This is a genomic window from Sphingobium quisquiliarum P25 (assembly GCF_000445065.1).
Taxonomy (GTDB): domain Bacteria; phylum Pseudomonadota; class Alphaproteobacteria; order Sphingomonadales; family Sphingomonadaceae; genus Sphingobium; species Sphingobium quisquiliarum.
Map to the genome: position 1 here is coordinate 1 of NZ_ATHO01000176.1, position 10,684 is coordinate 10,684.

Sequence of the window (10,684 nt, forward strand, 5' to 3'; positions counted from 1 at the left end):
GACGCCATATCCTTCGCCCGCTCGCGCGACAGCGTGCGGACAAGCCGCCGATCGTCGGCGAAGTCGTCGCGGCCATAGTGGAGCTGCACGCCCTCACGGTGCCGCGACAGCGCCACATAGGCCGCATGGCGGTCCATCCCCGGCGTCGCCAGCACATGCCCCTGATCGACCGTCACGCCCTGCGATTTGTGGATGGTCGCGGCATAGCCATGATCGACATGGGCATAGTCCTTGAGGTCGAACGCCACCTGTCGGCCATCATCGAGCCGCACCGCCATGCTGTCGGGCGACACGCGCTCGACCTTCCCCAGCGTGCCGTTCTTCACGCCTAGCCCGCGCTCGTTTTTCAGGAACATGATGCGGTCGCCGGTCGCGAACTCGCGCGCGCCCCGCTCGGCCGAAATCCGCACGTCCTGCCCCAGCTCGCCGGCTTCGCGCAGCCGATCGCGCGCGGCCTGGTTCAAATCACGAACCTCGGCATTGGTGTGGGTGAGGATGATCCGCGTCTTTTCGGGATCGGCAAGCCGCTGCGCGTCCCATGTGTCGATCAGCTCGGCCCGCGCAGCCTCGCGCGTCTCGGCCGCGTGGACCATGCCATGCTCGGCATAGGCATGGATCGCCTCGCCGGTCCTGCCCGTCGCCAGCGCCCGCGTGGCGTCCTTCTGCCAGTCCTCATGCTGCCGGCGAACCTCGCTGATCTCGGCCGCGCCGTGGCGCTCGGCAAGGGACCGGAACGCCGCCCCGGCCTCGATCGCCTGCAACTGCTCGGGATCGCCGACAAGGACCACCTTCGCGCCGGCCCTTTCGGCCTCGGACAATACGCGCTCCATCTGGCGCGTGCCGATCATGCCCGCCTCGTCGATCACCAGCACGTCGCGCGGGCCTAGCAGCTCGCGGCCCTGGTCCCACTGATATTCCATGCTCGCGATCGTGCGGGACTGGATGCCGGAACCGCCCTCAAGCCCCTCGGCCGCGATGCCGGACAAGGCCGCGCCGCGCACCTGATAGCCGGCGCGCTCCCATTCGTCGCGCGCCACGCCCAACATGGTCGATTTGCCGGTGCCGGCATAGCCGACGACGATTGCCAGGTCGTTCTTGCCGGTGATATGCGCCAGGGCGTCCTTTTGCTGGCTTCCCAGCGCAAGGCTTCCACTCTCGGCGGTGTCTCGCCCCCCCATTTGAGACGCCGCCGAGAGACCATGCCCCGCCCGATCCGCAAGCCGATCGCCGGCCTGGCTCAACCGCTGCTCGGTGTCGATCATGTCGCGCGACGTGAACCGATCCTCGCCGCGCCCGTCCTTCCCCAGCGCCACCAGCTCGGGCGAGGTCCGCACCGCGCTCATCACCTGGTCGAACTGATCCTTGCCGTCGCTGTGCCGGAACGCGAACTGCGCCAGGTCGCGCCGCGTGAACGTCGCCTGCTGGCGCGTGATCGCGTCCAGCGCGATCTCGGGCCGCGCAATGATCTTCTCGCCATTTTCGCGCGCGATCCGGGCATGGTCCTCGACCCGCTCGGCCTCAAGCCCTTGTTCGGGCATCCGCGATGCAGCCGGCCCGATCTTGTGTTGCGGCTCAAGGTCGATCCCCTGCGCCGCCAACGTGCGATGGTCGATCCGCGCGTCAATATCCAGCTCGGCAAGGCGCTGGTTCACATGGTCGGCCCACGCCTCGCGCCACTCCTTCAGGAGCGCCGTGCTGTTCCACTCGACTACCTTCTTGCCGAAGCCGTCCGGGCTGATTTCACGCATCGACAACATGACATGCGCGTGCGGCTTGGGCTGGCCGTCCTTGCCCATGTCCCAATGCACATTGAGGTCGGCCACCATGCCGCGTTCGACGAACTGCTTTTCGACGAACTCGCGGGCGAGCTGGACGCCCTGCTGCTGGTTCAGCTCGCGCGGAATCGAGAACTCGACTTCGCGGGCAAGTTGCGCGTCCTTGCGCTTCTCGCCGGCCTCCACCTCGTTCCACAAGGTCGCGCGATCGTTTAAACGCTCCGGCGCACCTTCGGGCAGCATGATTTCCGAATGGACGACGCCGGCCTTGTTCGAGAAATCATGATCGCGCCCGAGTCGGTCATCGTGCAGCCGCTCCGCCGCACGATAGGCCGCGCTCGCAACGGCGCTCGATCCACTGGATCGGCCAATGACTTTCGCGGAGAAATGGTAGATTGCCATGACGATACGAAACTTACCTTTCTTAGCGCAGGTCGGCAACGACCTATAAGCGCGCACTCACCACTCACTGCCGTTCGCGTGATTGACTTCACCGTATTTCTGTTCGGAACCGCTGTCCTGCCAGCGCGATCATGCTACTGTGCGGCTTCTGTTCGACGGGCGCGAGGGAGAGAATGATGCGAAAGACGCGCGACTATGACGCCGAATTGCGGGCACTGAGCGACAAGGCCAAGTCTATCAAGGCGAAGAAGATACAGCAACTCGGCGAGCTGGTGACGGGGACCGGGGCCGATGCGCTCGATCTGGACACGCTCGCCGGTGCGCTGCTCGCCGCCGTGGAATCGGCCGACGCGGAGGAAAGGGAGGCGTGGCGCTCGCGGGGCGCGGCCTTCTTTCAAGGACGCGGGCGCAAGGCTGGGCGACGCGCTGGCGGCAACGGCGAAGGCGGAAACCAAGCTGGCGCAGGCGAGGCACAGGGTTGAAGCCGCCAAGCGCCGCACCGATACGAGAGGATGGGTCGTGCAGCGTCGCGAACGCACCCGCCATCTCATAGAGCTGGGCGGCCTCGTCCAGAAAGCCGGGCTCGTCGAACTGACCGACGACGATCGAGCAACGCTCTATGGCGCGATGCTCGATCTGGCCGCCCGCGCGCAAGGCGATGGCAACGCCCTCGCGCTCTGGAAGCGGCGCGGCAAACGGGCCTTCGACGCGGAAGCGGAAGGACAGGACAACGCGGAAGGAAACGCCCATGACTGACACGTCGCGCCTCTCCTGGCAGCTCCTGATGGTCGGACCGGGAATCGACCGGATCACCCCCGACATTCAGGACAAGCTCGCCTCGCTGCTCGATCTGCTTCCCGCCACCGCGACCATCAATGTCCAGACCGATGCCGGCTATGTCACCGTCTCGCGCGACTGGCCCAGTCACCGCATGGAAACCGTCGATAGCCTGGTGGACGAAATCGCCGCCGCTCCGGGCATCACCCATATCGCGCTGCCGGCAAGCGAAGGACAGGAACCGTGACGCGCGCCCTCGACATCGGGGCGATCCGCGCCCAGGTCCGCGCGCTCGATTATGTGCGCGGCACCCCCGCCGAAGTCGCGATGTGGCGCGAAGGCGATGCCGAAGCCCGCGCCAATCTCGCGATCGAAGGCATGGACCTCGACGCCGACGAACACGCCCTGTTCGACATGCTGCGCGCGGAAGCTGTCCCCCCTCCCCTCGCCACCGCGATCGTCCTCAAGCTGCTCGATCATCCCGACGCGGACCCGGCGCTGGCGATCACGCCGGCAACGATCGGATGACGATGCGGGCCGATCTCGATCATCTTCCCGCCGCCAAGCGCCGCGAACTGGAACGGGTCGCCCGCGTCCTGTTCGATGAATTTGAGGATGCCGTCAAAACCAAGCTCTCCGACAAACGCAAGGGCGGCCGCATCCTCAAGCTGATCCTGTTCGGCTCCTACGCGCGCGGCGATTGGGTCGAGGATCGCGCCAGCGGCTACATCTCCGACTATGACCTTCTCGTCGTCGTCAACTCCGAGACCTTCACCGATCTGCAAACATGGTGGGCGGTCGCCGACGATCATCTGGTGCGCGAGCTGACCGTCACCCGCCATCTCTCAACGCCGGTCAATTTCATCGTCCATTCCCTGATGGACGTAAATGACCAGCTCGCGCGCGGCCGTCCCTTCTTTGCCGACATAGCCCGCGATGGCATTGCCCTCTACGAAGCGCCGGGACAGGGCCTCGCCATGCCGCGCCAGCTCGACGCGCAGGAACGCCACGCCGAAGCCCTGCGCCATCGCGACCATTGGTTCCCGCTCGCCGCGCACGCGCTCAAGCTCGCCCAGGACAGCATCGCCGACGGCGTGCCGCGCGATGCGGCGTTCATGCTGCACCAGGCCGTCGAGCGGGCTTACAATGCCGTGCTGCTCGTCCTGACGCTCTACGCGCCCAAATCGCACCGTCTCGGCATCCTGCGCTCGCTCGCCGAAAATCTAGACCCCCGGCTGATCGAAGCATGGCCGCGCGATACTCGCGCGGCCCGCCGCCATTTCGCACAGTTGCAGCGCGCCTATGTCGAGGCCCGCTATTCCCACGCCTATGAAATCACCCCCGACGAACTGGCCTGGCTCGTCGAGCGCGTGAGGCATTTCCACACGATCGCCGCCGCGATCTGCGCCGAACATCTCGCCACGATCGACACCAAAAACGACCCAGGAGGATTGCCATGAAACCAGCCCTGTTCCTCACGCCCCTGCTCGGCCTCGCCGCCTGCACCCCCGCTGCGCCCGACCCTCGCGGTGTCGATCGCGACGAAACCGTGCTGACCGTCACCGGCACGGGGCGCGCCGAAGCCACCCCCGATCAGGCGTTGTTCACTGCCGGCCTGTCGAGCATCGCCGCCGACGCGCAGGCCGCCAGCGCCCGCAACGCGGAAACCATGAACAAGATCACCGCCGCGCTCGCCAGGCTCGACATTCCGGCGCGGGATATTCAGACCCGCAACCTCTCGGTCAACCGGATCGACTATGGCGCGAACAAGGGCCGCTATGAGGCCAGCAACAGCGTCGCCGTGCGGGTCCGCGACAACAAACGGGTGAGCGAAGCTCTCGCCGCCGTCACCGCTGCCGGGGCCAACATCGTCTCCGGCCCCAATCTCTCGGTCGCCGATCCCGAAAAGGCCAACCTCGGCGCTTATGGCACCGCCTACAAGGCCGCGCGCGCCAAGGCCGATGCCTATGCCGCCGCCGCCAACCTGCGCGTTACGCGCGTGCTGGCGATCAGCGATGGCGGCCAGGGCGGCTATATGCCGCAAATGGCCGACATGGAGGCCCGCATCGCCGCTCCCCCGACAGTCGTGCCACAGGCAGCGCCCCCGGTGATGGCGGGGACCAACATGAACATCGTGACCGTGCGGGTGGATTTCGCCCTGGCGGCGAAGTGATCCGGCATGGAATGGTTCCGCCAGCTCGGCCGCGCGATCCGCAACCTCGCCCGCCTCGCGCGCGAGCAACCGATTTGGGCGATCACGGCGCTGACCCTTAGCCCGCTCGCGCTCATCCGCCATCTGTTTCGCACCGCGATCCTGTTCCTGATCGTCGGCATCGTCCTGGCCGGCGGGATGCAATTCGTCCTCGCCTCCCTGCTCGGCCTGGCTCGCGATTCCAATCTCTACCAGCTCGGCATGATGCTGACGTTCCTCGTCATCATCCTGGTCACGCTGCGCGCCCTCTTCCAACCGCTGATCCTGCGCTATGGTGGCCCTGCCGGCGACGATACCCACGGCTCGGCCCGCTTCGCCACCGATCGCGAGACGCGCCCCCTCGCCCAAAATGGCGACGGCCTGCTGATCGGCCGCGACCGCAAATCGGGCAAGCCGCTGCGCTATGCCGGCCCCGCCCATCTGCTGACGATCGCGCCGACGCGCACCGGCAAGGGCGTGGGCACCATCATCCCCAACCTGCTCGACTATCCCGGCCCGGTCGTCTGCATCGACCCCAAGGGCGAGAACGCGCGTATCACCGCCCACTATCGCGCACGCTTCGGCCCGGTCCATGTCCTCGATCCCTTCGGCGTAACGGGCATGGTCGGGGCCGCGTTCAATCCATTGGATCGTATCGACCCTGCCGGCCTCGATCTCGCCGACGACTGCATGACGCTGGCCGACGCACTGGTCTATGACGCCCCCGGCGAAGCGGGCGAGGCGCATTGGAACGAGGAAGCCAAGGCGTTGATCGCCGGCCTGATCCTGCATATCGTTTGCCAGGAGCCGGCGGGCACACGAACCCTTGCCACGCTGCGCGACCGGCTCACCCTCGCTCCGCAAGCCTTCGCCGCCCAGCTCGAAGCCATGCAGGCGCAAGGCGGCCTCACCGCCCGCGCCGCCAATCGCCACCTCGGCAAGTCCGATCGCGAAGCCGCTGGCGTGCTGTCGGCCGCGCAGCGCCATACCCATTTTCTCGACAGCCCGCGCATGACGGCGGTGCTGGGGCACTCGGATTTCACGTTCGCCGATGTGAAGGCGCAGCCTACCAGCGTCTATCTGGTGCTGCCGCCCGATCGGCTCGCCACCTATGCGCGCTGGCTGCGCCTGATGCTCGCGCAAGGGCTGACCGATCTCGCGCGCGCGCCGGCCTCCCCTGCCCGCTCCGTCCTGTTCCTGCTCGATGAGTTCGCCGCCCTCGGCCGCCTCGAACCCGTCGAGCGCGCTATGGGCCTCATGGCCGGCTACGGCATCCAGCTCTGGCCGATCCTGCAAGACGTTCACCAGCTCCGCGCGCTCTACGAGCGCCGCGCCGGCACCTTCCTGTCGAACGCCGGCGTCTTGCAGATATTCGGCGTCAACGATCACGACAGCGCCAAGCTCGTCTCCGATCTGCTCGGCCAGGAAACGGTCGTGTTCGAGAGCATGAGCCGCGCGATCGACGCGGAAGAGACCGGCATATCGTTCGGATCGCAGCATGTCGGCCGCCCCTTGCTCACGCCCGATGAGGTCCGCACGCTGCGCGAGGATTTGCAGCTCCTGTTCCTCGCGGGGCAACGGCCGATCGTCGCCGCCAAGCTACGCTATTTCGCCGATCGCGAGTTCGCGGGGAAGTTCGACAAGGTGTAGAGCGTTTAAACCGTCTCAAACACAAGGTATTTCGACCATGCCTAATGAACGATTTGAGGAATTTGCCGATCGATTCATGAAAAGCATCGGCGAGCCGGGCTGTGACCTACAAGCATTGGTCGATGAGCTGATAGAACTGCACGCTGTCGAGCGCGACGAATTTAACCGTGTCCGCCTGATAAGTATGCACATTGCGTTGACCAACATCGCTGCCGAAGGCTTGGCCAAGGCACAAGCCCCAGGCTCTCAGATCATCGGCTTTCTGGCCGATAACCTTTCGACTTACCATCTCATGCTCCGCCAGGAGAGTTTGGTTGACGGGCAGATCGACAAGGCCGTGCTTTTGCGCGTGACCGAACGCGAAATCACCGCTGGCCGCATGAAGGGCAACGATCCTCTCCGGGCATTTGCCGAAGGCGGCGAGTATATTCGCGACAATCCGATGGAGGGCCTTTTCCACGCTGATCCATCGGCCGACGACAAACCCGTCCTGAATTGAAGCGATAGCACCACGCGCCACAGGGCGCGAATGTATAGGCGTATACAAATATACAAGTTCGCCGTCTGTTCGGCCTGGGCGTTGTTTAGCGGACTTTCCGCGCCCTCCCCTGCCGGTTCTTAGCGTAGGATTCCGCCCTCTCCCGCAACGATGATCGGGCCAGGTTCGCGAAATCGTTGTCTGGCGCACAAATCTTGAAGCTCGCCGCGCCGATCGCGGCCGCTCGGACCCGATGTTGCCGTTTTTCAGCCCTAGCGTCCATAAAACGCACTTCCGTGTCGTCGCGCGCGATCGTGCGAGGATCTAGCTTCCAAAAAATCGGCCGCCTAGGAAGCCCGTAGAGCGGCATCGGGCGCTCGACCTCTCCAACCCTGCCGAACGCTCAGAATGACGCCCAGCGGCCCGGAAATCGCCCCTGCCGCGACGTTTCCGCCTCCCCTGCCCTCTCGGCTTGATCGCTGCCCTATCCGCCTGGCTTTTCTGGAAAGCCAATTGCGACGGTGCCGCTGGCGCTGTGGTCGCGGCAGGGGCGCAGCGTTTAAACGATCCCTAATCCAACAAAAAGCGTGCCGGCGAAGCCGGCTCATCATGGGGGATGCCGGGTGGGAGGATCGCAAAGCGATCCGGGGCGGCCGCAGGCCGCGAGCCGGCGGGGGCGAAGCCCCCAAGAGGCGGCGCTTTTCTTCCCTCTGACCGTGCTTCAAGCACTGCGCCAGTGAGTCGCGCTGCCTCTGTCCCGATTTCCGGGACAGGTTGTCCGATCTGGCGGGATGCTGGTGGGTGAAACCACGTCGCGGCAAAAGTTATCCACAGGGCGGCCTAGTGTTAATATATGGGTTAAAGAGTCGTGTTACGGGATTTTGGCGTCTCCGTAAGATACTGAATATAATAGTGAAATCGGCCATTTTTTGGCCTTGGGCGTCAACGGAACCCCGAATCCGGTGACTCCAGAACCCCGAATCTGCGTCAACGAAACCCCGAATCGTCGGCGAGCGTCAATGAAACCCCGAACTTTTTCGTTGCGTCAATGAAACCCCGAATCTACGGTGGCCGTCAATGAAACCCCGAATCGAGCCTGACCGTCAACGAAACCCCGAACTTCCGCTTGCCGTCAACGAAACCCCGAACGGCGCGGAGGGTCGCCCTCCCCTGTTGCCGGTTCGCTATCCCGATCCCGATCTGTTCATTTGCGATGTTCTCGACGCCATCCCCAAGGATGACATGGCCTCGATGGAGCATCCGATTTTCTCGCTCGCGACCAAGCCCGATCGGCGCGTGTTCCGCTACGAGCATAACGGCAACAAGCTCGAAATCGTCCCCAGCGTCAAAGGGCTGGCGACGATCCACGACAAGGATATTCTGATCTACTGCATCTCCCAGCTCATCGGGAAGATGAACCAGGGCGAGCGGCCGAGCCGCACCTTGCACCTCACGGCGCGCGATCTGCTAGTGTGGACCAACCGGCAAACCGATGGCGACGGCTATGACCGACTGCGGAGCGCGTTCGAGCGCCTGTCGGGGACGCGGATCACCACGAACATCAAGGCCGATGGCGAGGAAATCACCGAAGGGTTCGGCCTCATCAACGAATGGCGGATCGTGCGGCAAACCCGCTCCGGCCAAATGTCGGAAATCAAGGTCACGCTCTCCGATTGGCTGTTCAAGATGGTCGAGGGGCGCAGTGTCCTGACGCTGCACCGCGACTATTTCCGTCTCCGCAAGCCGCTCGAACGGCGCATCTACGAGCTGGCGCGCAAGCATTGCGGCGCGCAGGAAAAATGGTCGATCTCGGTCGAAACGCTACAGAAAAAGACTGGCGCGAGTAGCCATCTGCGCGTGTTCCGCTCGATGCTGCGCGATCTCGTCGCGCACGATCATCTGCCCGACTATGCCGTGGAAATGAACGGCGATACGGTCACGTTCCGCAATCGCGAGGCGCTGGATACGGTCGAGGCGATCGAGGCGGAACCCGAACGGCCCTATATCGACCCCGAAGGCTTCCACGACGCCAAGAGCGTTGCGCCTGGCTATGACGTGTATGCGCTCTATGACCAATGGGTGTCATGGTGGATCGACAGCGGACGGCCGGAACTGAAAAGCCCCCGCGCCGCCTTCATCGGCTTCTGCCGCAACAAGCACAAGACCGCCCCCTTGCGCTAGTATAGGCGTATACAGCTATACACCTATACTAGCTGGTGATGCGCCCCCTCCCCTTCTTCACGAACAGGTCGTCCAGCGCCTCGCCTAGCAGGCTTTGAACGGTCGTCCCTTCCTCGGCCGCGATAATACGAAGCTGTGTGCTGACCTCCGGGGGGAAATGCCCGCCAATCAACTTGGTCCCCTGTCGGCCGCTCGGCGGGGCCTTGCGGGACACGTCTACCGGCTCGATCGCCGGCGCTGGTGCCGGGGCCGCGTCTCCGTCCGCCTTGGCGCGGTTCAGCACCGCTTGCAGACTGTTTCCGCCCTTCGCCATCACGCCGCCTCCGCTTCATTGTATAGGCGTATAGTTGTATACTCGTATAGCCGGTGGATTTCGTCGGCCGCTGGTCCGTGCGGCTCGAACTCCTGCACGGCCTGGCCTGCGGCTTGGGCGCGGAAAAAGGCTTTGCGGTTGCCGATCGTCACCGGGCAAACCGTCGCGCCCAGCTCCGCCACGGCCTGAATCGCATCGCCGGTTTCCTGACCTTGTGGGGGCACGAAGGTAAGGACCACGGCAAAGGCGCGGTCGAGCTGGCGCACAACGTCGAGCGTGTGCGTCATGCTCATGGTGTCGAATACGGCCGTCTTGGTCGGGATCAGGATGAAATCGGCTTGGCGCGCTGCCTCATAGGCCACGTCGCGCGCGACCGCCGCCCCGTCGATCACGACAAGATCGGTGCCGGCATCCTCGCAGGCTTTGAGCATGGCGGGCAGGCGCACCGGCTGAATCGACGCCACGGCGGGCGTGTCGAGCTGGCGCACGTCTTTCCAGAACGAGGCCGTCGCCTGCGGGTCCAGGTCGATGATCGCAGCGACCTTGCCGGCCTGCTCGGCCGCGACCGCCAGACAGGTGGCGAGCGTCGTTTTCCCGACGCCCCCTTTCTGTGAGAGAATGGCGAGAACCTTCATGCTACACTCCTACACGTATAGTCCTATACTTGTATACGCGGTGAACCGAGAGGGAAAGCCCTATCGTCGCTGAAATGACGATAGGGCGGCGCTGAATCTGAACTGACGAAAGCGCGGCGCATCATTCCTCCGGCTCGGCCTCGTCATCGTCCAGCGGCTCATGCTGCATCTGGCCGTGATCCTCGATCGGGCAAAGCGGCGCTCCGGCCAGCTCCAACCATTTGCGCGCGGTCCTGACGGTATAGCCGCACGTCGCGCACTCGCATTTGAGCATCCGGGTTT

Annotated in this window: 12 protein-coding genes and 1 pseudogene; 9 read left to right on the forward strand and 4 right to left on the reverse strand. The window is 64.6% G+C overall.

Features of this window, described 5'->3' with window-relative positions:
* Positions 1-2,177: Ti-type conjugative transfer relaxase TraA (traA, locus tag L288_RS41710; RefSeq protein ID WP_021240123.1), on the reverse strand; the 2,177-nt coding region annotated here is incomplete at its 3' end.
* Between the two features lie 176 nt (positions 2,178-2,353).
* On the opposite strand from traA, the gene L288_RS41715 reads away from it, so the two are divergent.
* The 9 genes from L288_RS41715 (at position 2,354) to L288_RS41760 (ending at position 9,454) form a co-directional block, all read left to right on the forward strand.
* The gene (locus L288_RS41715) at positions 2,354-2,659 is read left to right on the forward strand and encodes a conjugal transfer protein TraD (RefSeq protein WP_013038674.1); all 306 of its coding nucleotides are present in this window, start codon (positions 2,354-2,356) and stop codon (positions 2,657-2,659) included.
* 37 nt (positions 2,660-2,696) lie between these two features.
* The gene (locus L288_RS41720; protein ID WP_013038675.1) at positions 2,697-2,933 is read left to right on the forward strand and encodes a conjugal transfer protein TraD; all 237 of its coding nucleotides are present in this window, start codon (positions 2,697-2,699) and stop codon (positions 2,931-2,933) included.
* Positions 2,926-3,201, forward strand: a complete 276-nt coding sequence (locus tag L288_RS41725) for a hypothetical protein (RefSeq protein WP_013038676.1) — start codon at positions 2,926-2,928, stop codon at positions 3,199-3,201. The genes L288_RS41720 and L288_RS41725 overlap by 8 nt, the downstream gene beginning before the upstream one ends.
* Positions 3,198-3,482, forward strand: a complete 285-nt coding sequence (locus tag L288_RS41730; protein ID WP_013038677.1) for a hypothetical protein — start codon at positions 3,198-3,200, stop codon at positions 3,480-3,482. The genes L288_RS41725 and L288_RS41730 overlap by 4 nt, the downstream gene beginning before the upstream one ends.
* Complete coding sequence (locus L288_RS41735; protein ID WP_013038678.1) at positions 3,479-4,414, forward strand: HEPN domain-containing protein; 936 nt, start codon at positions 3,479-3,481, stop codon at positions 4,412-4,414. Before L288_RS41730 ends, L288_RS41735 begins: the two co-directional genes overlap by 4 nt.
* The gene (locus tag L288_RS41740) at positions 4,411-5,127 is read left to right on the forward strand and encodes an SIMPL domain-containing protein (protein ID WP_013038679.1); all 717 of its coding nucleotides are present in this window, start codon (positions 4,411-4,413) and stop codon (positions 5,125-5,127) included. The genes L288_RS41735 and L288_RS41740 overlap by 4 nt, the downstream gene beginning before the upstream one ends.
* Positions 5,128-5,133: 6 nt before the next feature.
* Complete coding sequence (locus L288_RS41745) at positions 5,134-6,795, forward strand: type IV secretory system conjugative DNA transfer family protein (protein ID WP_013038680.1); 1,662 nt, start codon at positions 5,134-5,136, stop codon at positions 6,793-6,795.
* A gap of 37 nt (positions 6,796-6,832) precedes the next feature.
* The gene (locus L288_RS41750) at positions 6,833-7,294 is read left to right on the forward strand and encodes a hypothetical protein (RefSeq protein ID WP_013038681.1); all 462 of its coding nucleotides are present in this window, start codon (positions 6,833-6,835) and stop codon (positions 7,292-7,294) included.
* 1,056 nt (positions 7,295-8,350) lie between these two features.
* Positions 8,351-9,454 (forward strand): replication initiator protein A, encoded by a 1,104-nt coding sequence (locus tag L288_RS41760; RefSeq protein WP_004213366.1) that lies wholly within the window; start codon positions 8,351-8,353, stop codon positions 9,452-9,454.
* A 28-nt stretch (positions 9,455-9,482) separates the two neighbouring features.
* Here L288_RS41760 and L288_RS41765 read toward each other — a convergent pair whose 3' ends face one another.
* From L288_RS41765 to L288_RS43710, 3 genes and pseudogenes are all read right to left on the reverse strand, one after another.
* Entirely contained in the window at positions 9,483-9,767 is a 285-nt protein-coding gene (locus L288_RS41765; protein WP_013038654.1) for a ribbon-helix-helix domain-containing protein, read from the reverse strand.
* Positions 9,767-10,402 carry a nucleotide-binding protein gene (locus L288_RS41770; RefSeq protein ID WP_004213364.1) on the reverse strand — a complete coding sequence of 212 codons (636 nt, stop codon included), beginning with the start codon at positions 10,400-10,402 and terminating at the stop codon, positions 9,767-9,769. Before L288_RS41770 ends, L288_RS41765 begins: the two co-directional genes overlap by 1 nt.
* A 121-nt stretch (positions 10,403-10,523) precedes the next feature.
* A pseudogene (locus tag L288_RS43710) lies at positions 10,524-10,684 on the reverse strand (transcription elongation protein SprT); the annotation flags it as partial.